This window comes from Glaciihabitans sp. dw_435 (assembly GCF_018449675.1).
Lineage (GTDB): Bacteria > Actinomycetota > Actinomycetes > Actinomycetales > Microbacteriaceae > Glaciihabitans.
Map to the genome: position 1 here is coordinate 37,146 of NZ_JAAVUZ010000003.1, position 22,237 is coordinate 59,382.

Below are 22,237 nucleotides of genomic sequence, written 5' to 3' on the forward strand. Positions count from 1 at the left end.
GATCTCGCTGGCGATTGGTTGGCATCGGGGCACCTCGTGTGACGTGTGCATGGAACGCCTGTTGCGAACACAGCAGCAACCCTGTCGCGGTCAGCACGCGGGAGTTCGCTGGGGAGTGCGGGAGACTGGTGACGTGAATTCGACCGCACCGTTGCGCCGCCCGGTCAATCCCGCAGTGGTCGCACTCGTTGTGGCATCCATTTTGTGGGGCACGACGGGAACCGCGGCCAGCTTCCTCAGTGATGACGTGAGTCCCATCGCCATTGGTGCGAGCACCATGGCAATCGGGGGAGTACTGCTGTTCGCCGTGGCCTGGCGTTCGTCGGTGACCGCCCTGCGAGATCGTTCGGCTCTGCCCTGGCTGTTGCTCGGAGCGGTGGGAGTTGTGGTGTACCCGCTCGCCTTCTACAGCGGCATGAGTCTGGCCGGCGTCGCGGTCGGAAACGTTGTCGCCTTGGGTTCCGGTCCTGTCTTTGCCGCACTCTTCGAATTCCTCTGGGAGCGTCAGCGGTTGTCGGTGCGTGGAACGGTGTCCATGGCGATTGCTGTGCTCGGCGTCGTCATCCTCGGCCTGGTGGGGCACCCGCAGGGCGGCGTCGGCGGCGGCAACGTTGGCGCGGGGGTAGTTCTCGGTCTGTGCGCCGGCATGGCGTACGCGCTGTACACGTATTGCTCCGGCCGGGTCATCCGCCTCGGGCACTCGGGTAGCGCGGCGATGGGAGCGACCTTCGGGATTGGGGCGATTGGGCTTACTCCGGTGCTCATCGTTACCGGAGCGCCCATTCTCGGTTCGGCATCCAACATCGCAATCGCGGCATATCTCGCCATCGGACCCATGTTCATCGCCTACGTTTTGTTCGGCAGGGGCCTCGGCACGTTGCGCAGCAGCGCGGTGACGACGATCACCCTTCTGGAACCGCTGGTTGCGACTCTTCTGGCCGTCGTTGTGGTCGGGGAGCGGCTGACGGTGCTCGGCTGGATCGCAATTCTGGTGATCTTCGGTGGAATATCCGTGCTGGTTACGGCTCGTCCGTCAGCCAAGCCCTCGTCGCGCCAATAGGATTTTCCTATGGCAGACGACGATCCTCGTGAAGACGAGCAGACGGAGCTGTTTGCCCCTCCGGGCCCTCGGCGCTCGACCTACACGGCTCCCAAGAACGATGAGGCGATGCTGCGCAATGCCGCAAACGTGTTCAGCGACGACGATCTGGCCGAGGCCCTAGCCGAGCAGTTTGGGCCCTCGAAGGCTGCGGCTGCGGCATCGCGTCACCGGAGTCCGGGTGCGCCAGTGGATGCGCCTTCGCCGTCGCCCACCCCGCCGGCAGATGTTCCCGAGGCGCCGCCCGCTCTCGGGGACGCGTCTCAGGGTGCTGCAGAGTTGGCCCCCGAGCCCGAGGCTGTGGAGCACCGCGCCGCGCCCGAAGCGCCGGAGCACCACGCCGGGTCTCATGTCGCCGAGGACGCGTCTACCCCGGACGCTGCACTCACGTCGCCGACGGGTCCACTCGCTGACGACGCGGAGCCCGCCGCCGAGCACCCTGCACCGTCCCATGCGGCCGAGCCCTCCGGTAAGGATGCGGCACCGACCCATGCGGCCGAGCCCTCCGGTGAGGATGCGGCACCGACCCACGCGGTCGAACCCTCTGTCGAGCACGCGGCGCCCGCCCACATCGCGGAGCGGGCCTCAGACGATGCGTTAGCTTCGGACGACCTCATCTCCGAAGTCCCGTCCACCGGCAGCGATGCAGAGCCGGACGTCACCGCCGTCGCGACCGCAGCGCCATCCCGCTTCGCCCCGGAGCAAACCACCACTACTCCCATCGACTTCGACGATGCCGCCTACAAGCGTCCGAGGCGTCACTCCCGCGAGCAGACGGCCGCCGCAGCTGCGGCCACAGCAGCGGTTGCGCCAGCCGAGGCCGCGGCTCCGCTCGCCGATTCGGACACCGCCGCGCCGTCGGATGGCCAGACCGTAGCGGTTGCCGATGAGGCCCCGGTCGAAGCCTCCACCGAGGCCTCGGTTCCGTCGCAGGACTTGCCTGCTTCGCCAGACGACCAGGCATCGTCTACTGACCAGGTCGCGCCAAATGACTTCGTGTCGGCATTCGATGCGCTCCTCGCGGAACCGTCCGCACCCAAGCAAGCGTCGCCCGAAGTGGCGCCTCCGGTGTGGCTTTTCGCGAGGGATGTAGCCGAGCCGGTCGCGCCGACCGTGCTTCCAGGCACGCCCGACGCTGCAGTCTCGGCGTCCGATGTTGAGGCCGTTGACTCGGCCGCTGACGCAGACAACGTCCTGCCGGACGAAGGTACGGACTCGCCCGCTGACGCAGACAACGTCCTGTCGGACGGAGCTGCGGACTCGCCCGATGACGCAGCTGACTCCGAGACAGGAATTAAGGGTGACGGCGTCGAGACTGATGCTGATGTCGATGCCGCTGAAGACGTTGATTCGGTTGCGTCAGTCGAGAACGCCGAGACCGAAGCTGCGTCCGTTGAGACGAGCGTCGTCGCTGCAGAAACTGCACCGACCCCCGGGGGTGAGGACGTCCTCGAGGTCGAGGAAGATCTCGCGATGGACGATGAGCTCGTTGTCGCCAGCGCGAGCGACGCGAGCGATGATGACGATCTGATCGATGACGACCTTACTGATATGGACGCACTCTTCGGTGCGGTGATGGCGATGGGACCGGAAGTCGTGGATATGCCGGCGGAAACCGGCAGCTCCGACACGGCAGAGGTGCCCGTCGCGGTGTCCTCAGGGCCGACGGCCGTCGTAGTTCCAGACCACACCGACACTCGTGAAACTGCGGTCCTCGAGGCTCCTGCGCCCGCCGACGTCCCCGGTACGTCTCCTGTGCAGGATCCCTTCGCATCACCTGCCTCCGCACCGAACTCGGTCGCACCGAACCCGGCCGCACCGAACCCAGTCGCACCAACACCGTCCGCACCGACACCGACCTCGTCAGGTCCGGTTTCAGCCACCACAGACGTGGCGGCTGAAACTGCGGCCGGCGTGGGAGCCGTGTCCGCGGTTGCCCGGCCCGGGGCATCCGCCCGACGATCTCCGTTCGAGGCGGAGGAAGTGGGCGAAGAACCGACACCGCGTGAGCTGCGCGTTGGGCGCGCAGCACGTCTGTTCTGGTTGTGGTTTGCAGCAAATTCTTCGCTGGTGAGTGTCGCGTTCGGCGCGATCATCTTTTCCCTCGGGATGAGCCTGCGCCAGGCGATCGTGTCGATCCTCGCTGGTGTCGCGCTGTCGTTCCTGCCGCTGGGACTCGGAACGCTCGCGAGCAAGCGAAGTGGTCAGCCCACGATGGTGGTGTCCCGGGCAACCTTTGGCGTGGTGGGAAATATTCTTCCGGCGGTGATCGCGCTGATAAGTCGCTTGTTCTGGGGCGCAGCGCTGCTCTGGATCCTCAGTGCGGGCACCGCGAGCATTCTCGTCGGAGCCGATCTGGCGGGGAACTTCTCCGTGGAGCAGGTCACCCTGCTGACCATGGCGATCGGATTCCTGATTGCCCTCGTGATCGCCTTCTTCGGGTACCACATCCTCGCTCGCGTGCAGCTGGTGCTGAGCGTAGTGTCCGCCGTCCTGATTGTGGGGTTCATCGCCCTCACCGCTGGCGCCCTGCACGTCAGCGTTGCCCTCACCGTGCCGGATGGCTCCTGGTCATTGCTCCTGACGGGCGCGGTCCTCGTGTTCAGCTTTGTCGGACTGGTCTGGGCAAACAGCAGCGGCGACCTCGCCCGCTACCAGCGGTCGTCGACGTCCAGCGGCGGGTCCATGCTGTGGGCAACCTTCGGTACAGCGCTGCCGAGTTTCGTGCTGATCGCGTACGGCACGTTGCTCGCGGCGTCCTCTCCCGCGGTCGCTGCGGGTCTTGTCACCTCTCCGTTCGACGCCATGGGTGACCTGCTGCCGTCCTGGTACCCGATTCCCCTCGTGGCCGCCACGGCGCTCAGTCTTCTGTCGGGTGTGGCCATTGCGCTGTACTCCTCGGCGTTTGCGCTGCAGGCCACTCGAATTCGCGGATCGCGCCCGTTGTTCGTCGTGCTCCTCGGCGTCGTGCTTGCCGTGATCGCCGGGGCTCTGGCGTTGACGGCGAGCGGATTTGAGTCGGTCTTCCGTGACTTCGCCACGACGCTCGCGGTGCCGGTTGCAGCATGGGCGGGAATCTTCGCCTCGGACACGATGATCCGCAACCGCCGCTACGACACGGCATCGCTGTTGCGTCGCGGAGGTGTGTATGACGACTTCCGCTGGGTCAACGTGTCGATGCTGGTGATTGCAAGCGTCGTCGGGCTCGGCTTCACCAGCGCGACTGTCGGATGGCTCGGATGGGAAGGCTACTTCTTCGAGCTGCTGGGCGTTGCCGCGGATTCTCCCGTCGCGGGTACCGATGTCGGCGTGTTGATTGCGCTGTTTATCGGCGTCGTCACTCCTCTCGTCTCGGGAGTTCGGGCCGTCCGCCGACAGGAGATCGTGCGGTCCTGACCCCCGTAGAATGAGGGCGTGCCCACCACTGTCGCAGAAGTCAACGCCGTCGCGGAAGCACTCTGGCCGTTGGCAGGGGCCGAATCGTGGGACGCTCCCGGTCTGTTGTCGGGCGACCCCCGGGCATCCGTTTCGCACATCCATCTCGCCGTCGATGCGGTGCTGGATACCGTGGATGAGGCCATCGACCTTGGCGCTGACCTGCTCCTGGTGCATCACCCGCTGTTGCTCCGTGGGGTAACGAGCATCGCCGAAGACAGGTACAAGGGTGCCGCGCTGGCGCGCCTGATCCGTGGTGGTTGTGCTCTGATCGCCGCTCACACCAATGCGGACATTGTCGAGACCGGAACGTCGGCCGTGCTGGCGCAGCGGCTCGGACTCACGGAGATGGCACCCATCGTCGCCGGGGCCTCGCCGTCGCGAGGTATCGGACGCTACGGCAATCTGAACATCCCCACCACTCTCGGTCGTCTTGCACGCGAGCTCGCCGAACTTCTTCCCGCGACTGCCGGCGGGGTGCGCGTCTCGGGTGAGTTTGACGCCGCCGTCACCTCGATCGCCGTATGCGGCGGTGCCGGTGATTCCCTCTTGCGGGAAACCGCCGTTCTTGGGTCAGATGTGTACGTGACATCCGACCTTCGCCATCATCCGGCCTCTGAGTTCCGCGAAAACGCGAAACTTACCGGAGGACCGGCTCTCATAGATATTTCCCACTGGGCAAGCGAATGGCTGTGGCTGGATGGTGCCGCGCAGGAGCTTCGTGATGCGCTCAACGGCGTTACCGTCACCGTCAGCGAACTTCGCACCGACCCGTGGGACTTCGTCGTTGTCCAGTAAAGAAGAACAGGTAACTGCCTCATGGCTTTGAAAGCTAACCCCGCCGACCAGGCATTGCTCCTCGATCTGCAGGAGTTGGACACCCGCCTCGCTCAGATCAATTACCGCGCCAAGAGCCTGCCGCAGCACGCGGCATTGCAGTCCCTTGCGGCGGAGCGGATGACCCTGGGCGCGGTGTTGGCAGAGCAGGGTGGCGCCGTCGAGGACGTCACGACCGAGCTCAAGCGCATCGAATCGGATGTGTCGGTGGTTGAAGCCCGGATCAAGCGGGATGACGAGCGCCTTCAGGTGACGTCGTCGGTGAAGGACGTGCAGGCTCTCGAACTCGAACTGGTGGCGTTGAAGAAGCGCCAGTTCGATCTCGAGGAGATTGAACTCGTCGTCATGGAAAAGCTCGAGGAGGCGACCACGGCATACGACGCCACGAAGGTGCTCGTCGACGCATTGGACGGGCGGGTCGCCGAAGCGGAAGCCGAGCGCGATGCTGCGATGGTGTCCATCGACGAAGACCGGACGAATGCGGAAGCCAACCGGTCTGCCATCGCGGAGAAGATTCCGGCTGACCTACTCGCCCTGTACGACCACCAGCGTGCCCGCTATGGCCTGGGTGCATCGCTGCTTCGTGGTGGCGTGTCCGGTGCCAGCGGCGTGAAGCTGCACGAGTCAGACATGGTCTCGATCCGCAGTGCCGCTCTCGATGACGTCATCCTGTGCCCGGACTCGAGCGCGATTCTGGTTCGGACCTCGGAGTCTGGTCTGTAGCAGCCGCGGAGTCCGCCGAGTGGGCTCGCCGGATCTTCTCGATCAGGTCGTTGTTGCTTCGCATGGGTCGGGGCACTCGCTGGGGGTCAACCGATACGGGCGGAATCAGCCAGTAGGAACCGTCACGGAGAACTATGTCCCATCCGTTGTTGTGGACAAGCATGTGGTGATGTCGGCACAGTAATATCCCGTTCTTGATCTCGGTCTTGCCTCGGTCTCGTCTGAACCAGAGGACGTGATGTGCCTCGCACCACGCGGGCGGACGGTGGCACCCCGGCACCATGCATCCGCCGTCCCTGACGGCCAGCGCGGTGCGCTGCTGCGGGGAGAAGAGCCGCTGTTCCTTGCCGATCTCCATCACCTGGCCCTGCTGGTCGATAACCACCCGGACAGTGCCGCCGTCACAGGCGTTGCGCTCCACCGTTGCGACGGAGACTGCGCTGTGGCTGCCTTCGAGACGCCCATCGCTGAACCCGCCGGTCGCGGGGTCCTCGACCGTGATGACGCGAACGGCGGGCCGACGGCCGGGCAACCGACTCTTATCCGCCGCGGCTGCAGCCTGGAGCGCACCCATCAACGTTTCGACGTTGATGCGGTCGTTGCTCCGCGGATCGTCAACAACGGCCTTGGCCCACGTCTTGCCTGGTTCGGAGGTGAATCGCGGGCCGCCTCGGCGGGGATTGGTGCCCTGATCCAATGTTTCCAGCACCAGGTCGCCATTTTCTGGCGCGAGGAGGAAGGTTCCCGCCACCATCCCATCGGGACGACGATGGGCGCGGACGTACTGGATATCGTTCTGGGTCTTTTCCCTCAGCTCGATTGCGTGCACGTCCAGTTCGTCACGGAGGTTGCGCGCTGCTCCGAAGAGTTGATCGGGTGTCGGCCTTAGTCCCGCGGTTAGAGTGCCGCTGGCCTCGACGATGAGTGTGCGGATCGCAGCTTCCAGGTGATTGGCGGTCACCGCGTCGTCGGGTGATCCCAGTCCGCGGCGGATTGCATCGGCCGCATCGATGGAGATGTCGCCCGCGTTCACGGCGTGCGCGAGCGGAGACTGCCAGGCGAGCTTGCTCTGGAATAGCCGGGCGGCCTCCGGATCAGACTCGGCGAGGGAGTCTGCAGTGTCAACAGTCGTGAGGAGCGTCCCCACTTTCACCAGCTTCACTGCTTCTGCGCGGGATCCGCCGGTGATCAGTTGGACGAGGGCTTCGGGGGTGCGATGCCCCTCGCGCTGCGCCAGCCCCGCGTTGCCGAGTTCAGGGCTCGAGCGCCGCGCTATCGAGCCGGCAATCCACGACTTATAGAGATCGGAGTGCCGTTGTAGCTCGGTTGCCGTGGCGAGTGCGGACCGGATCTGCGAGTCATCCATCGCCTCGAAGTCCGCCGACGACGAGCCAAGCTGCGCCAATGCTACGGCGGCAGCGACGAGGTCATCGGGCTGCGTTTCGCGGCGAGGAGAGGATGCTGCAGGCATGCATCAATGGTTTCAACATGGAGAGCACGGTGGCGGCGGGGTCGTGAAACGGTGGAAATGGGCGCAGCGGAGGTGGGTGTGCAGGGGAAGAAGGGAGGAGGGGACGGGATGAGGGGACGGGATGAACGGACGGGGGAGCGGGTGAAGCGGGAAGAGACGCTACCTTGGATATAGCAAACGGGTCGACGAGACGGTCGCGTGCGCTGCTCCTACCGCGAGGTGGAGTGGTGCACGAGGAACGTCCGGGCTCCGCAGAGCAGGGCGGTGGGTAACACCCACCCGGAGTAATCCGCGAGACAGTGCAACAGAGAGTAGACCGCCTCACGTGCAAGCGTGAGGTAAGGGTGAAACGGTGGAGTAAGAGACCACCAGGGGCCCGGGTGACCGGGCTCGCTATGTAAACCTCGCCCGGAGCAAGGTCAGACAGGGAATGCTTAAGGCTGCTCGCCTAGTTCCCGGGTAGACCGCTAGAGGTGTGCGGCAACGTACATCGTAGATAGATGGCCGTCGAGGGTGCGGGGACTTCGGTTCACCGCACCGGGACAGAACCCGGCGTACGGTCGGCCCGTTTGCACACATCCGCCCCGGCCATACGATGCCCGTGGTGCCGAGTAGGGATCCGATGGCGAAGGTCGCCCCGAGCGCGATCGCGCCGCCGACGACGACCCGCAGGACGGCGGGGAGCAATCGGCTGCCGCCGATCCGCGCGCTCGTCGCCCCTGTGATGGCGAGGGCGAGCAGGACCGCGACAAATGTCACCGGGATACGGGCATGTTCCGGCGGCAACAGTATTGCCAGCATCGGGAGTACCGCCCCGATGGTGAATGCAACAGCGGACGCTCCCGCAGCCTGCCACGCGCTGGCAACGTCCTTCTGATTGATCCCGAGCTCCGCGGCAAGGTGGGCGCGCAGGGCGTCGTGGGCGGTGAGCTCGGTCGCCACCTGCCGGGCTGTCGCCTCCGAAAGACCCTGCTCGCGGTAAAGCCCGGCGAGTTCGTCGAGCTCGGCCTCCGGGTCATCCCGCAGCTCCCGCTTTTCCAGTTCGATGAGCGCGCGCTGGCTGTCGCTCTGGCTGCTGACGGAGACGTACTCTCCGAGGGCCATGGAAATAGCGCCACCAACGAGACTTGCGACACCCGCAGTGACGATGGGCGCGAGATCGCTGGTGGCCCCGGCAACACCGACGACGACGGCGGCGACGGAGACGATTCCGTCGTTGGCACCGAGCACTCCGGCGCGAAGCCAGTTGAGTCTGCTGGCGAGACCCTCGCGATGCGGCTCGTGGAGGTGGGGAAGGGGGAGGGGTGGTACCGCGGAGGACATAGCGCCAGCCAACCACGGTGTGGGAGCTGGTTCCACCATGCTGAGCCACACCTAAGCTGGGCCGATGGTGGTGCGCGGGCGCTAGTTGTGGGCCTGGCGCTCGAGAATCGTCTTGAGGGAGACCAGATCACTGCGAACGGCGGCGACATCGGCAGCAAACACGTCGTCTGACATCCCGGTCTCACGGCGAAGCGAGAATACGACCTCGCTGCTCTCTCCGATGGAGGTGACCCGCATCGGGTTGTAGACCATGTGACCGTCGGGCAGTGTGACGAAGTGGTCGAGGACGCCGAACTCGTTCTGACCGACCATGACAACGAAGATGCGTCCCATGGATGTGTCGGCGATCCACTGTCCGTCGACAAAGTCGATCGAACCCGCGAGACCCGCAGCCCATTCGGGCAGATGACCCGGGTCCGACGCATACGCGTACACGTCGGCGGCACGACGATTGATGATGATGGCGAGCTGGTGGGACTCGGTGACAACCCTCATGTTTCTCACAGAATCACCCTAACCAGATCGCGTCGGACACGCACGGAGTAGTCACGCGCCATCCGATGTGAAGCGGTACCCCATACCGGCCTCGGTCAGGAGGTAGCGGGGCTTCGACGGCTCCGGCTCGAGCTTCTTGCGCAATTGGGCGAGGTAGAGGCGGAGGTACCCGGTGTCCGTCGTGTACTGCGGCCCCCACACCTCCGTCAGCAGCGTTTCGCGTGAAACGAGGCGGTCGTGATTGCGCAGCAGCACTTCGAGCAGGCGCCACTCGGTGGGCGTCAGGCGCACTGCCACGCCCGCCTTCGTCACCAGCCGCGCGGACAGGTCGACCACGACATCGCCGAACGCGATGGTCGGTTCATCGGTGGCCGCCGGCGTGCGCCGTCCAAGCGCGCGGATGCGGGCGAGGAGCTCATCGGCGGCGAAGGGCTTCGTTACGTAGTCATCCGCGCCCGCGTCGAGCGCTTCGACCTTGTCCCATGACTCGCTGCGACCCGAGACGACCAGAATGGGAACTGTCGACCAGCCCCGGAGACCCTCGATCACCTCGATGCCCGACAGCCCAGGCATCCCGAGATCCAGCACGACAACATCGGGGTGGTGCTCAATCGCGGCGTTGAGCGCCGCGCGGCCGTCTGCAGCGGTGATGACGTCGTAGCCGCGGGCTGTCAGCGTGATCCGCAGGGCGCGCACGATCTGCGGGTCATCGTCCGCGATCAGGATCTTCATGGGGCCGCCTCAAGCTCTACGACCATTGTGAGGCCTCCGCCGGGGGTGTCTTCCGCATCGAGTGTGCCGCCCATACCCTCGACAAAGCCCTTCGCGAGGGCGAGGCCGAGCCCGACGCCGGTGGTGTTGTCGGTATCTCCCAGCCGCTGGAACGGCACGAACACCTCTTCGCGACGCTCTTCGGGAATGCCCGGCCCGGCGTCGATGATGCGTAACTGCACTCGACCGACGAATTCACTGGTCGCGAGCACCGGGGCAGTTCCCTCGGGCGAGAAGCGCAGCGCGTTCGCGAGCAGGTTGACAACGACCCGTTGCAGCAGACCGCTGTCGGCGACCACCGCGGGCACCGAGGTTAGGTCGAGGGTCACGTCTCCGGGGTTCAGCCCGAGCTCATCGAGCGACATCATCACGACGTCATCCAGCGCGACGGGGGCGAGTGTCACCCCCAGCGCGCCTGCCTGCAGCCGGCTGACGTCCAGCAGATCGATCACGAGTCCCGTCAGCGCGTCGAGGCTCTCCTCCGCCGTCTCCAGGAGTTCCGAACGATCGGATGCCGACAGGTCCACGTCGGTCGACCGCAGCGATGTGACCGCCGCGGTGGCCGAGGCAAGAGGTCGCCGCAGGTCGTGTCCGACGGCCGCGAGCAGAGCGCTGCGCATCCGGTCCGCCGCCGCGAGGGGACGCATTCCCTCGGCCTCGCGGGTGAGTCGCCGCTGCGTGAGGGCCGATTCGATTTGTGCGGCGAACGCTCCGAGAATCTTTCGATCGGATGCGTCGAGCCGCTTGCCGCGCAAGAGCAGGAGTGCGTCCTCACCGACCGGCACGGTCGTCTCGTCATCCGCATCATCAAGGGCGGTCGGGTCCGTGGAGACGTACATCGGGGTGCCGCCCTCGGTGAGGACGACGCTGGCCATGCCAAACGCCTCGCGCAGCCGCGATACGAGCGCCTCGAGGGCGTCGGCGCCACCCAGCACGCTTCCGGCGATCGACACGAGAACCTCTGCCTCCGCGGCCGAGCGAGTAGCGGCGCGGGATCGCCGGGCTGCCTGGTCGACGACGGTGCTGACGAGCGCAGCCACCACGAGGAAGATCGCCAGCGCCGTCAGGTGCAGGGGACTGTCGATCGTCACCGTGTAGAAGGGTTTGACGAAGAAGAAGTCGAGCAGCAGCCCCGCAGCCGCGGCGGCGAACAGCGCGGGCCAGATGCCGCCGACCAGCGCCACGATGACGACGAAGAGTTGGTAGCCGAGCACATCGCTGGTGAGGCTGTCGTCACTGCGCAGGGTGGTGAGGAGCAGGGTGAGAAGGGGGAGCCCCAGTATCGCGACGACGAGCCCAATGAGACGACGGCGCACCGACAGCGCTCCGCCAACGCTCGGCAGCCGCACGCGTCCCGCCTGCGCGTGGGCGACGATGTGCACGTCGATATCCCCGGCGAGACGGATGACGCTCGCCCCGCTTCCGGCGCCACCGAAGAGTCGCTGCAGCCGGCCGCGGCGACTCACACCGATGACGAGCTGGGTCGCGTTCACGCTGCGCGCGAATTCCACGAGCGCGGTCGGCACCTGCTCCGCGACGACCTGGTGGAACGTCCCGCCGAGGGTCTCGACGAGTTGCCGCTGGGCGGCGAGAGTCGCGGGGTCAAGGACGGCGAGCCCGTCCGAACTCGTGACGTGCACGGCGAACAGCTGTCCACCGCTGGTGCGCGCGGCGATCCGAGCTCCGCGGCGCAGCAGGGTGTCGCCCTCGCGCCCGCCGGTGAGGGCGACCACGATGCGTTCCCGGGCTTCCCACGGTGCCTGGATGTTGTGCTCGGCGCGATACGCCTGCAACGCGACATCCACCTCGTCCGCCAGCCAGAGCAGGGCAAGTTCGCGCAGCGCCGTGAGGTTGCCGAGACGGAAATAGTTGCTGAGCGCCGCATCGACCCGTGCCGCCGGGTAGACGACTCCCTCGTTCAGCCGGTCGCGGAGGGTCTGCGGCGCGAGGTCAACCAGCTCGATCTGATTGGCGCGGCGCAGTACCGCATCCGGAATGGTCTCCCGTTGGGGGACTCCCGTGATCTGGCGGACCACGTCGTTGAGCGACTCGATGTGCTGGATGTTGACGGTCGACATGACGTCGATGCCCGCCTCCAGGATCGCGTCGACATCCTGCCACCGCTTGCCATTGATCCCGCCGGGGGCATTGGTGTGGGCGAGCTCATCGACGAGGGCGACGTCGGGATGCCTCGCGAGCAGGGCCTCGAGGTCCATCTCATCGAGCGACACACCGAGGTGGTCGACGGTTCTGCGCGGCACTACCTCGAGGCCGTCCACCAACGCGGACGTGGCCGCGCGGCCGTGGGTTTCCACGACGGCGACGACCACATCCCGGCCGGCATCCCGCAGGCGGCGGCCCTCCTCGAGCATCGCGTACGTCTTGCCGACGCCAGGGGCAGCGCCGAGCATTACGCGCAGCGTGCCCCTAGCCATTGTGATCGGTCACTGAGATTCGTCCGGATTACTTGAGGGTCGACAGGGCGATGTTGAGCTGGAGAACGTTGACCGTCGGTTCACCGAGGTATCCGAGGTCACGTCCCTGAATCTTAGACTCCACGAGCGATTTCACGTCGGCCGCATCGAGTCCACGAGCCTTCGCGACCCGGTCGACCTGCAGCAGCGCGTACGCGGGGCTGATGTGCGGGTCGAGGCCCGAGCCTGACGCGGTAACGGCGTCCGCCGGTATCTGCGCTACGGATACGCCGTCCGACGCGGAGATGGCGGCCTGGCGGTCCTTGATCGCCTGGATCAGATCCGGGTTTTCCGGACCATAGTTCGACCCGCTGGAGGCGCCGCCGTCGTAGCCGTCTCCGGCGGCGGAGGGGCGGGACTGGAACCACTCGGGAAGGGCGTTGCCGTCCGCGTCGACCCACGACTGGCCAATGAGACTGGATCCGACGACCTTTCCATCGACCTTCACCAGCGATCCATTGGCTTGCGCGGGGAAGGCGACCTGTCCGATCGCCGTGATGGCGAGCGGGAAGATGATTCCCAGCACGACCGTGAGAATTGCCAGGGCGCGTATCGCGGTCCAGGTGTGGCGGAATTGTCCACTGATTGTTGACATGAGGGGTGCTCCTTTGAGCGATGAATCGAGGGGGAAGAGAAGCTAGAAACCGGGGATGAGGCTCACGATGAGGTCGATGAGCTTGATGCCGATGAACGGAACGATGATTCCGCCGAGTCCGTACACCAGCAGGTTGCGGCTGAGTACGGAACTAGCGGACACGGCGCGATACTTCACGCCCTTCAATGCCAGCGGGATCAGGGCGATGATCACCAGTGCGTTGAAGATGATCGCGGAGAGGATCGCTGACGCGGGGGAGTGCAGTCCCATGATGTTGAGCACCGCGAGCCCCGGGAATACCCCGGCGAACATCGCGGGGATGATCGCGAAGTACTTGGCAACGTCGTTCGCGATCGAGAACGTCGTCAGCGAGCCGCGCGTGATGAGCAGCTGCTTGCCGATGCGCACGATGTCGATGAGCTTGGTCGGATCCGAGTCGAGGTCGACCATGTTGCCGGCCTCCTTGGCTGCGGAGGTGCCCGTGTTCATGGCGACTCCGACATCGGCCTGCGCGAGCGCGGGCGCGTCGTTGGTGCCGTCACCGGTCATCGCGACGAGGTTGCCGCCTGCCTGCTCCTTCTTGATCAGCTCCATCTTGTCCTCGGGCGTCGCCTCGGCAAGGAAGTCGTCCACGCCGGCCTCGGCCGCGATCGCCTTCGCCGTCAGCGGGTTGTCACCGGTGATCATGACGGTGCGGATCCCCATGGCGCGCAGGTCGGCGAACCGCTCGCGCAGTCCTTCCTTCACGACGTCCTTGAGGTGGATGACCCCGAGCACACGTGCCTTGCCCGTGGAGTCACGCGTGGCGACGACCAGCGGGGTACCGCCCGACTGGGAGATGCGGGTCTCCACGCTCGTCAGCTCCGCCAGCAGCGCGGGGCTGACGGATCCGACCCAGGATGCCACCGACGAGCCGGCACCCTTGCGCAACTGACTGCCGTCCGGCAGGTCGAGTCCGCTCATGCGGGTCTGCGCCGTGAACGGCACGATCACCGCTCCGGCGACAGACTCCTCGGTGTGTCCCATCTGCTCGGCGAGCGTGACGACCGACGAGCCCTCCGGAGTGGGGTCGCTCAGCGACGACAGGCGGGCAACCGACACCAGCTGGGTGAGGGTTGCACCTCCGACGGTCACGAACTCGGTCGCGCGACGGTTTCCGTAGGTGATGGTTCCGGTCTTGTCGAGCAGGAGCGTGGTGACGTCTCCTGCGGCCTCGACCGCACGGCCCGACATGGCGAGCACGTTGTGCTGCACGAGGCGGTCCATGCCGGCGATGCCGATGGCGCTGAGCAGCGCACCGATGGTCGTCGGGATGAGGCAGACAAGCAGCGCGATCAACACGGGAATGCTGTTGACGCCACCGGCGTAGCTCGCCATCGGGTTCAGCGTGAGCACGACGACCAGGAAGACAATCGACAGGCTCGCGAGCAGGATGTTGAGAGCGATCTCGTTGGGTGTCTTCTGGCGGGACGCACCCTCGACGAGACGAATCATCCGGTCGACGAACGTCTCACCGGGCTTGCTGGTGATCCGGATGACGACGCGGTCGCTCAGCACACGTGTGCCGCCGGTGACGGCGCTGCGGTCGCCGCCAAACTCGCGGACTACGGGCGCCGACTCACCGGTGATGGCCGACTCGTCGACGGACGCGATGCCGAAGATGATGTCGCCGTCGCCGGGGATCACCTCTCCCGCCACCACGACGACGACGTCGCCGAGGGTGAGGTCCGCCGAGGAGACTTCCTCGATCGCGGTAGCTTCCGCCGAGGCATCCGTCTGCGAATACTGGATGACCCTGCGCGCGAGCGTGCTCGTGCGGGTGGCGCGCAGGCTCTGTGCCTGCGCCTTGCCGCGGCCCTCTGCGACCGATTCGGCGAGGTTGGCGAACAGCACGGTGATCCAGAGCCAGATCGCGATGCCGACGGTGAAGCTCGGCGCGAGCGGCTGGCCCGCGGAGTCGGCCCGCCCGATGAAGGGTTCGGCGATCGCGATAAGCGTGGTCAGTGCCGCGCCCACCTCGACGATGAACATCACGGGGTTGCGCACCATCTGGCGCGGGTCGAGCTTGCGGAATGCTCCGGGGAGCGCGGCGACAAGCTGCGCGAAGGAGAACGCGCTGCTCGAGGCTTTGGTGGAGGGGCGCTGGCCGGGGCCTGTGCCGTCGTCGGGCGTTGGAGTGATGCGGGGTGTTTCGGTGGTGGTTGACATGGTTTACAACAGCCCTTCCGCCAGGGGACCCAGCGCGAGAACGGGGAAATAGGTGAGCGCAGTGACGATGACGATCACTCCGAGGAGGAGAACAACGAACTGCGGACGGTGGGTCGGCAGCGTGCCATTCGTGACGGGAACCCTGTCCTGCTTGGCGAGGGAACCGGCAAGGGCCAGCACGAACACGATCGGCAGGAACCGGCCGAGCAGCATCGCGACACCGAGGGCGGTGTTGAACCACGGGGTGTTGGCGGTAAGGCCGGCAAACGCGGACCCGTTGTTGTTGGCGGCCGAGGTGAAGGCGTACAGCACCTCGGTGAAGCCATGGAGGCCCGGATTCCAGATGGAGGTGGATGTCACGTCCGAACGCACCGCCGGGATCGCGAAACTGAGCGCGGTCCCTGCCAGCACGAGCGTCGGCGTGGCGAGGATGTACAGGCTCGCAAGCTTCATCTCGCGGGCACCGATCTTCTTGCCCAGGTACTCGGGGGTGCGACCGACCATGAGGCCGGCGACGAACACCGCGATGATCGCGATCATGAGAATGCCGTAGAGGCCAGAGCCGACACCACCCGGGGCGAGTTCGCCGAGCATGATGTTGAGCATCGCCATCCCGCCTCCCAGCGACGTGAAGCTGTCGTGCATCGAGTTGACGGCGCCGGTGGACGTGATGGTGCTCGTTGTTCCGAAGATCGTGGAACCGATAATCCCGAAGCGATCCTCCTTACCCTCCATGGCCGCGCCCGCGAGCTGCGGAGCGGTACCCGCGCCGTGAAGCTCGGCCCACGTCATGAGGGACACGGAGACGGCGAACAGCGTCGCCATGGTGCCGGCGATCGCCAGTCCCTGGCGGTTGTCGCCGACCATCCGGCCGAAGGTCCGCGGAAGAGCGAAGGGAATGACCAGCATGAGCAGGATCTGCACCATGTTCGTCCACGGCGTCGGGTTCTCGAAGGGGTGGGCGGAGTTGGCGTTGAAGAAGCCTCCGCCGTTTGTGCCGAGCAACTTGATCGCCTCCTGCGAGGCGACGGGACCGCCGGGGATGGTGGCGGAGCCGCCGGCGATGGTCGAGACGTCCTGGAACCCGGAGAAGTTCTGGATGACTCCGCCAGCGAGGAGGATGATCGCGGCAAGCACCGAGAACGGCAGCAGGATCCGCAGGGTGCTGCGGGTCATGTCGACCCAGAAGTTACCGATCGTGCCCGAGCGCTTGTACGCGAAGCCGCGCACCAAGGCGACAGCGACGGCGATGCCGACCGCGGCCGAGACGAAGTTCTGCACCGCGAGACCGGCGAACTGCACCGTGTACCCGAGGGTGACATCGGGGGAGTATGACTGCCAGTTGGTGTTGGTGACGAACGAGATCGCGGTGTTGAACGACAGGTGCTCGCTCGTCGCCGGCAGTCCGAGCGAGTAGGGCAAAATCTCCTGCACCCGCTGCATGGCGTAGACCACCAGAATGCCGACCGCCGAGAACGCGAGGATCGACCTCAGGTATGCCGGCCAGCTCTGCTCCGACGCGGCGTTGACGCCGATCAGGCGATAGAAGCCGCGCTCGACGCGCAGGTTCTTGGGACTCGTGAAGACCATGGCCATGTAATCGCCGAGGGGGCGGTAGACGAGCACGAGAATCACGGCGATGGTGGCGAGTTGGGCGATAAACAGCCAGACGTTCGCGGTCATCAGAATCGCTCCGGCTTCACCAGGGCGACTACGAGGTAGCCGATCGCAGCAACAGCGAGTACGGCGGCAAGAATTTCGAAGACGATCACAGCTTCTCGACCCCCTTGCCAACCAGGGCAACCAGCGCCATCAGCGCGAGGATGCCAGCGACATAAACAATGTCGAGCACAGGAAACTCCATCCGGGAACGGTCCTGCACGCGGACAGCGGGCAGGGGTGGCTCAAGGCCACTGATGGAGTCAACTCCGCCGGGACCCGCGATGTTCGGGCCCTAACGAATCCCTAACGCCCCCGTCGCAAACCCTTACGGTCGCCTCGCATTCGAACGGGCGGGCACACCAAAAAACGCCCGTCCTCCCGAAAGATCCGGGCGGACGGGCGTCAGGGGAGACGGGTCTAGAGGGCTGCCTTCGGCTTCGTCCCGGGGGAGTCGACGGCGACGCTTGCCTGCGGCACGGTGACCGACTTGTCGCCCTGCGGCACCGCGAGGGCCGCGGCTCCGAGGATGCCCGCATTGTTGCGCAGCACGGCCGGCACGATCGGGGCGCGCAGGCTCAACAGCGGAAGAAACTCCTCGTAGCTCTTCGAGACGCCGCCGCCAACGATGAGCAGGTCCGGGGAGAACAGGGCCTCGACGTGGCTGTAATACTTCTGCAGGCGTTTTGCCCAGCGTTCGTAACTGAGACGACTGCGTTCCTTGGCCGCGAACGAGGCCTTCTTCTCGGCGTCCTTGCCGTCGATCTCGAGGTGACCAAGTTCGGAGTTGGGCACGAGCACACCGTTGTAGATGATCGCGCTTCCGATGCCGGTGCCGAGCGTCGTGAGGATCACGAGGCCGTCGACGCCCTTCGCCGCGCCGTAGCGGACCTCCGCGTAACCGGCGGCGTCGGCGTCGTTGACAAAGTGGATGTCCCGGCCAAGCGCCTTCTCGAACAGCGCCTCTGCCTCGAGACCGATCCACTTCTGCGAGACGTTCGCCGCGGACATCGTTGTTCCGTGGAGAACTACCGCGGGAAAGCAGACCCCGACGGGAACGCCGGGCTCGACGCCCAGCTGGGTGATGATCTCGACGACCGTCGCCACGATGTCGTCGGGCTCGCCGCCCGTCGGGGTCGGAAGCTTGATGCGGTCGCTGAGCAGTTTGCCGGATTCAAGGTCGACGATGGCGCCCTTGATTCCGGTTCCGCCGATGTCGATACCTACTGCAGTGGTCATTCGTTGATCCTTGCCTGAGGGGTGGTGGGTATGAGTGAAGCGGTGTTACGGGAGAGTGAGAATTTCGGTGCCGCGTTCGGTGACAACCATGGTGTGTTCGAACTGCGCGGTGAGGCTCTTGTCCGAGGTGGTGACTGTCCAGTCATCCGCCCATTGATCCCAGGTGTACGCACCGAGGGTGAGCATGGGTTCGATGGTGAACACCATGCCGACCTCGATGATGTCGTCGAAGCGGGGTGCGGCGTCGTAGTGCGGGATGATCAGGCCGGTGTGGAAGGCATCGCCGACACCGTGGCCGGTGAAGTCCCGCACCACGCCGTAACCGAAGCGTTTGGCGTAGGACTCGATGGCGCGGCCGATCACGTTGATCTGGCGACCGGGCGCAACCGCCTTGATGCCGCGGTTTAGCGCTTCGCGAGTGCGGTCGACGAGGTCGATCGCTTCCTGGGACGCAGCCCCGACCACAAACGTCTTGTTGAGGTCCCCGTGCACGCCGTTCTTGTAGGCGGTCACGTCGATGTTCAGGATGTCGCCCTCGACCAGCACCGTGTCATCCGGAATCCCGTGACAGATCACTTCGTTGAGCGAGGTGCAGCTGGACTTCGGAAAACCGCGGTATCCCAGCGTGGAGGGGTAGGCGCCCCGGCTGACCATGTACTCGTGGGCGATGGCATCGAGTTCGTCGGTGGTGATGCCGGGCACGGCGGCGGCCCCCGCGGCCTCGACTGCGCCGGCGGCGATGCGCCCCGACTCGCGGATGCGCTCGACTGCCTCGGGGGTGTAGACATCGGATCCGGTGAATTCACGGGGGCCGGGCTTTCCGACGTACTCGGGACGCGGAATGCTGGCCGGCACCGGGCGAGCCGGCGAGATACGTCCGGGAGTGAGGTGACCGTTCGAATCGCGGGGCATAGGGTTAACTCTAGTTTCGTCGAGGGAGAGCAAATGACTCAGTGGTGGTTCAACAACAAGACCGGTGAAGTCGAAGAGGGCGCACAGTCGCTCGGGTCGGACCGCGACGGTCCCTTCGATTCCCGTGAGGCAGCAGCCCGCGCGCCCGAGATCATCGCCGAGCGGGCCCGGAAGTGGGCGGCGGAAGAGGCCGAAAACCGCTAATGGTGCCGGAGCGACAGACCGCCGGGGTCCAGGGGATCCCGGCGGTCTCTCGCGTTAACCGACGTCCGCTCTAGTCGTCGTACGAGTTCTCGGGACCCGGATAGACGCCGGAGGCAACGTCGGCACGGAACTCCGTGACCGCATCCGTCAGGATCGCGGCGAGGTTTGCATACTGCTTCACGAACTTCGGGATGCGCCCGGTCGTCATTCCCGCCCAGTCCGTCCACACGAGCAGCTGTCCGTCAGCGTGCGGCCCCGCCCCGACGCTGATCGTCGGGATGCTGAGCTCCGCGGTGACGCGTCGTGCTGCTTCCGCAGGCACCATTTCGAGCACCACCGCGAACGCGCCAGCGTCCTCGACCGCGTGTGCGTCAGCGAGCAGCTGCTCGAGCTGGTCTCCGCGGCCCTGGATGACGTGCCCGCCCAGGCCGTGTTCGCTCTGCGGCGTGAATCCGATGTGCGCCATAACGGGGATACCCGCGGACACCACGCGACGGATCTGCTCAGCGCTGCGCACGCCGCCCTCGAGCTTGACGGCGTGGGCGCCGGTCTCCTTCATGAAGCGGAACGCGGTGTGGAGTGCCTGGTCGGCGCCCGCCTCATAGGAACCGAACGGCATGTCGGCGATCACGAACGCGCGCTTGGTAGCGGAGGCGACAGCGCGCGTGAGCGGGATCAGCTCGTCGACGGTGACGGGCAGCGTGGTCTCATACCCGAAGACGGTGTTGCCCGCGGAATCGCCCACGAGCATGAAGTCGATGCCGGCGTCGTCGAACACCTTGGCGGTCAGTGCGTCGTAGCACGTCAGCCCCGTGATCTTGATGCCGTCACGCTTTGCGTTCTGGAAGTGACGGGTACGGACTTTCTTGGGCGCCGCGGGGGCGGCCGACTGCTCTGCCATGGCTCCCACCCTAGTGCGGGTCCATGGCCGACCATGATCGCCCGACAAACGGTGTGAGCGTCGCCAGCAGGTAGATCGTGCCAACGCTCGCGAGCGCTACGGACAGGCCAAGCACGGCAACGCTGGCACCGCCCAGGAGGCTGCCGATCGGCATGGCGGCGGCGACCGCGGTCGAGATGACACCGAGCACCCGCGCCCGCTTTCCCACCCCGATGTGCTCGTAGAGCACGGTGGTAAGAATCGGGTTGATGGGTCCCGCCGCCAGTCCCGACAGGGCGATCACGCCCAGGACGACGAACAGCGGTGCGCCCGTGGCCATGGCGAACGCGGGCGGAGCCCCGGCGAGCAGGAAGCAGACGGCGAACGTCCACCGGCGGGGCAGGCGGTGCCCAAACACGCCAAACAGGGCGGCACCGGTCAGCGCGCCGGCCGCAAACGTTCCCGACAGCACGCCCAGGATCGCCCCATGCTCGCTGATTGAGGTGGCGTACACCGGACGCAGAACCAGCATCATCGCGGCATCCAATCCGTTCGTGACGACGACGAGGAGCACGACCGACCGGATCACGGGAGTCTTCCAGACGCTCCGGAGCCCCTCCGCAAAGTCGGCCCAGTACCCGGACTTGCGTTCGGTGTGGGCAATCGTGGCGGGCCGGGACGGGCGGGGGACGGTGAGGAGCATGAGGACAGCGGATGCCCCGAAAGTCGCCGCGTCCACGTAGAGCGCCCCGAGCGATCCCAGACCAGCGATGAGCGCCGCGGCGGTCGCGGCCCCAACCAGCTGGGCACCGCGCTGCACCGCTCCCTGGATTCCGGCCGCACGCGCCAGGGGAGTGCCCCCGATCTCGGCCATCTCGGGCAGCAACACCTCCTTCGCCGTGTCGCCCGGCACATCCAGCAGCCCGCTGAGGAAGACGAGGGCGAGCAGGGCGGGGAACGGCAGTCCGACGGTGGAGGCAAGAATCGGGATGGCAAGCACCGTTAGGCCGCTGGCGATATCGGCGGTGATCGCCGACACGCGGTAACCGATGCGGTCCACAAGAACACCGCCGAAGGCTCCGCCGATGATCTGGGGCGCCGTCGCGAACGCTCCGGCGATTCCCGCAAGCCCCGCGGACCCCGTGTCCAGCAGCACGTAGAGCGGAATCGCCACCGCCGTGATCGCATTGCCGGCCATCGACATTCCCTGCGCGCTGAGCAGCCCCGCCAGGGGGAGGCGGGGACCTCGTGCACGGGTCTGCTGCACCGGAATCACCCCCGCCGGAAGCTGCTCGCGAGAAGCACCACCGCCTCGGCCCCGTCTGCCTCGGGCGCACTGCGGTCCGACCACCGCTGCATCAGTGCGTGCACCTCGGCGGTCATCTGGCGCACGTCGTCCGCCGTGAGGAACGTCACGATGTCGTCGGTGGAGGTTGCGCCGATCCACTCGTCGCTGAGGGTGGCTTCCCGTTCGAGCGCGGCGATCATCGCGCGGTGGTACGAGTCATAGATCGTCAGGCGAAGCGCGGTCTGGGCGAGTGCGACGTCGGGGGTGCTTGTGCTGTCGGCCGCGTCGATGTGCGTGACGTCGTGGGCGGCGCGCCACCATCGTTCCCGCTTGTCCCGGGCCAACTCCGGTGCCTCGACCACGAAACCGAATTCGGCGAGCTTGCCCAGGTGGTAGCTGACCGATCCCGGCGCGTTATCCACTATCTCGCTCAGCAGACCGACCGTCTGGGGGCCGCGCACCCGCAGCTCGCCGAGCAACCGCAACCGCTGGGGATGCGCGAGCACGCGCATGCGCTTAACGTCGGTGGAGGAATTGGTGCTGCGGAACTCGGCCATAACCCGACCGTATAACGACAAGAGTCATTGCACAAGAGTTCTTGTGGATCGTGTGTGCGGGTGAGTC

The 22,237-nt window shown here is 66.1% G+C and carries 18 protein-coding genes, 1 other RNA gene and 1 pseudogene; 6 read left to right on the forward strand and 14 right to left on the reverse strand.

Going from position 1 to position 22,237, the window contains the following annotated elements:
• Positions 1-133: 133 nt before the first annotated feature.
• Genes HB677_RS05125 through HB677_RS05140 form a run of 4 tightly spaced genes read left to right on the forward strand, consistent with a single transcriptional unit; the run spans position 134 to position 6,094 of the window.
• Complete coding sequence (locus HB677_RS05125; protein ID WP_307852485.1) at positions 134-1,060, forward strand: EamA family transporter; 927 nt, start codon at positions 134-136, stop codon at positions 1,058-1,060.
• A gap of 9 nt (positions 1,061-1,069) precedes the next feature.
• Complete coding sequence (locus HB677_RS05130) at positions 1,070-4,495, forward strand: cytosine permease (protein ID WP_213814614.1); 3,426 nt, start codon at positions 1,070-1,072, stop codon at positions 4,493-4,495.
• An 18-nt stretch (positions 4,496-4,513) separates the two neighbouring features.
• Positions 4,514-5,332 (forward strand): Nif3-like dinuclear metal center hexameric protein, encoded by an 819-nt coding sequence (locus tag HB677_RS05135; protein WP_213814615.1) that lies wholly within the window; start codon positions 4,514-4,516, stop codon positions 5,330-5,332.
• A gap of 21 nt (positions 5,333-5,353) precedes the next feature.
• Positions 5,354-6,094 carry a zinc ribbon domain-containing protein gene (locus HB677_RS05140; RefSeq protein WP_255546235.1) on the forward strand — a complete coding sequence of 247 codons (741 nt, stop codon included), beginning with the start codon at positions 5,354-5,356 and terminating at the stop codon, positions 6,092-6,094.
• Here the strand turns inward: HB677_RS05140 and HB677_RS05145 are convergent.
• Positions 6,036-7,565, reverse strand: a complete 1,530-nt coding sequence (locus HB677_RS05145; protein ID WP_213814616.1) for an HNH endonuclease signature motif containing protein — start codon at positions 7,563-7,565, stop codon at positions 6,036-6,038. The two genes, HB677_RS05140 and HB677_RS05145, sit on opposite strands and share 59 nt — an antisense overlap.
• 178 nt (positions 7,566-7,743) lie before the next feature.
• Here HB677_RS05145 and rnpB point away from each other — a divergent pair.
• An RNA gene (gene rnpB / locus HB677_RS05150) (RNase P RNA component class A) lies at positions 7,744-8,137 on the forward strand.
• A gap of 22 nt (positions 8,138-8,159) precedes the next feature.
• On the opposite strand, the pseudogene HB677_RS05155 reads toward rnpB, so the two are convergent.
• The 10 genes and pseudogenes from HB677_RS05155 to map form a co-directional block, all read right to left on the reverse strand.
• Positions 8,160-8,888: pseudogene (locus HB677_RS05155) on the reverse strand (VIT family protein); the annotation flags it as partial.
• Positions 8,889-8,969: 81 nt separating this feature from the next.
• Positions 8,970-9,392: an SRPBCC family protein gene (locus HB677_RS05160; protein WP_374193782.1), complete on the reverse strand. Its 423-nt coding sequence runs from the start codon at positions 9,390-9,392 to the stop codon at positions 8,970-8,972.
• A 42-nt stretch (positions 9,393-9,434) separates the two neighbouring features.
• Positions 9,435-10,115, reverse strand: a complete 681-nt coding sequence (locus tag HB677_RS05165) for a response regulator (protein ID WP_213814617.1) — start codon at positions 10,113-10,115, stop codon at positions 9,435-9,437.
• Complete coding sequence (locus HB677_RS05170) at positions 10,112-12,589, reverse strand: DUF4118 domain-containing protein (protein ID WP_213814618.1); 2,478 nt, start codon at positions 12,587-12,589, stop codon at positions 10,112-10,114. The genes HB677_RS05165 and HB677_RS05170 overlap by 4 nt, the downstream gene beginning before the upstream one ends.
• 28 nt (positions 12,590-12,617) lie before the next feature.
• Complete coding sequence (gene kdpC, locus HB677_RS05175) at positions 12,618-13,223, reverse strand: potassium-transporting ATPase subunit KdpC (protein ID WP_213814619.1); 606 nt, start codon at positions 13,221-13,223, stop codon at positions 12,618-12,620.
• A gap of 42 nt (positions 13,224-13,265) precedes the next feature.
• Positions 13,266-15,431 (reverse strand): potassium-transporting ATPase subunit KdpB, encoded by a 2,166-nt coding sequence (gene kdpB / locus HB677_RS05180; protein ID WP_213814620.1) that lies wholly within the window; start codon positions 15,429-15,431, stop codon positions 13,266-13,268.
• A gap of 3 nt (positions 15,432-15,434) precedes the next feature.
• On the reverse strand, positions 15,435-17,114 hold the full coding sequence (gene kdpA, locus HB677_RS05185) for a potassium-transporting ATPase subunit KdpA (protein ID WP_213814621.1): 1,680 nt from the start codon (positions 17,112-17,114) through the stop codon (positions 15,435-15,437).
• Positions 17,114-17,203, reverse strand: coding sequence for a K(+)-transporting ATPase subunit F (gene kdpF / locus HB677_RS18755; protein WP_213814622.1), 90 nt, complete (start codon positions 17,201-17,203; stop codon positions 17,114-17,116). The genes kdpA and kdpF overlap by 1 nt, the downstream gene beginning before the upstream one ends.
• A 307-nt stretch (positions 17,204-17,510) precedes the next feature.
• On the reverse strand, positions 17,511-18,329 hold the full coding sequence (gene ppgK / locus HB677_RS05195) for a polyphosphate--glucose phosphotransferase (RefSeq protein ID WP_213814623.1): 819 nt from the start codon (positions 18,327-18,329) through the stop codon (positions 17,511-17,513).
• A 45-nt stretch (positions 18,330-18,374) separates the two neighbouring features.
• Positions 18,375-19,241, reverse strand: coding sequence for a type I methionyl aminopeptidase (map, locus tag HB677_RS05200; protein ID WP_213814624.1), 867 nt, complete (start codon positions 19,239-19,241; stop codon positions 18,375-18,377).
• Between the two features lie 33 nt (positions 19,242-19,274).
• Between map and HB677_RS05205 the strand changes: the two genes are divergently transcribed.
• Positions 19,275-19,445, forward strand: coding sequence for a methionine aminopeptidase (locus tag HB677_RS05205; protein WP_213814625.1), 171 nt, complete (start codon positions 19,275-19,277; stop codon positions 19,443-19,445).
• A gap of 70 nt (positions 19,446-19,515) precedes the next feature.
• On the opposite strand, the gene panB is transcribed toward HB677_RS05205, so the two are convergent.
• From panB to HB677_RS05220, 3 genes are read right to left on the reverse strand one after another with little or no spacing between them, the layout of a single operon-like run.
• On the reverse strand, positions 19,516-20,346 hold the full coding sequence (gene panB / locus HB677_RS05210; RefSeq protein WP_213814626.1) for a 3-methyl-2-oxobutanoate hydroxymethyltransferase: 831 nt from the start codon (positions 20,344-20,346) through the stop codon (positions 19,516-19,518).
• Between the two features lie 10 nt (positions 20,347-20,356).
• The gene (locus tag HB677_RS05215; RefSeq protein ID WP_213814627.1) at positions 20,357-21,592 is read right to left on the reverse strand and encodes an MFS transporter; all 1,236 of its coding nucleotides are present in this window, start codon (positions 21,590-21,592) and stop codon (positions 20,357-20,359) included.
• 5 nt (positions 21,593-21,597) lie between these two features.
• A complete protein-coding gene (locus tag HB677_RS05220; RefSeq protein WP_213814628.1) occupies positions 21,598-22,170 on the reverse strand; it encodes a winged helix-turn-helix domain-containing protein in 573 nt (190 codons plus the stop codon).
• Between the last annotated feature and the right edge of the window lie 67 nt (positions 22,171-22,237).

Excerpts from the sequence above, each read along its gene's own strand:
- HB677_RS05130 (WP_213814614.1), top strand. The coding sequence starts at position 1,070 with ATGGCAGACGACGATCCTCGTGAAGACGAGCAGACGGAGCTGTTTGCC.
- HB677_RS05140 (WP_255546235.1), top strand. The coding sequence starts at position 5,354 with ATGGCTTTGAAAGCTAACCCCGCCGACCAGGCATTGCTCCTCGATCTG.
- HB677_RS05145 (WP_213814616.1), bottom strand. The coding sequence starts at position 7,565 with ATGCCTGCAGCATCCTCTCCTCGCCGCGAAACGCAGCCCGATGACCTC.
- HB677_RS05165 (WP_213814617.1), bottom strand. The coding sequence starts at position 10,115 with ATGAAGATCCTGATCGCGGACGATGACCCGCAGATCGTGCGCGCCCTG.
- HB677_RS05170 (WP_213814618.1), bottom strand. The coding sequence starts at position 12,589 with ATGGCTAGGGGCACGCTGCGCGTAATGCTCGGCGCTGCCCCTGGCGTC.
- kdpC (WP_213814619.1), bottom strand. The coding sequence starts at position 13,223 with ATGTCAACAATCAGTGGACAATTCCGCCACACCTGGACCGCGATACGC.
- kdpB (WP_213814620.1), bottom strand. The coding sequence starts at position 15,431 with ATGTCAACCACCACCGAAACACCCCGCATCACTCCAACGCCCGACGAC.
- kdpA (WP_213814621.1), bottom strand. The coding sequence starts at position 17,114 with ATGACCGCGAACGTCTGGCTGTTTATCGCCCAACTCGCCACCATCGCC.
- ppgK (WP_213814623.1), bottom strand. The coding sequence starts at position 18,329 with ATGACCACTGCAGTAGGTATCGACATCGGCGGAACCGGAATCAAGGGC.
- map (WP_213814624.1), bottom strand. The coding sequence starts at position 19,241 with ATGCCCCGCGATTCGAACGGTCACCTCACTCCCGGACGTATCTCGCCG.
- HB677_RS05205 (WP_213814625.1), top strand. The coding sequence starts at position 19,275 with ATGACTCAGTGGTGGTTCAACAACAAGACCGGTGAAGTCGAAGAGGGC.
- panB (WP_213814626.1), bottom strand. The coding sequence starts at position 20,346 with ATGGCAGAGCAGTCGGCCGCCCCCGCGGCGCCCAAGAAAGTCCGTACC.
- HB677_RS05220 (WP_213814628.1), bottom strand. The coding sequence starts at position 22,170 with ATGGCCGAGTTCCGCAGCACCAATTCCTCCACCGACGTTAAGCGCATG.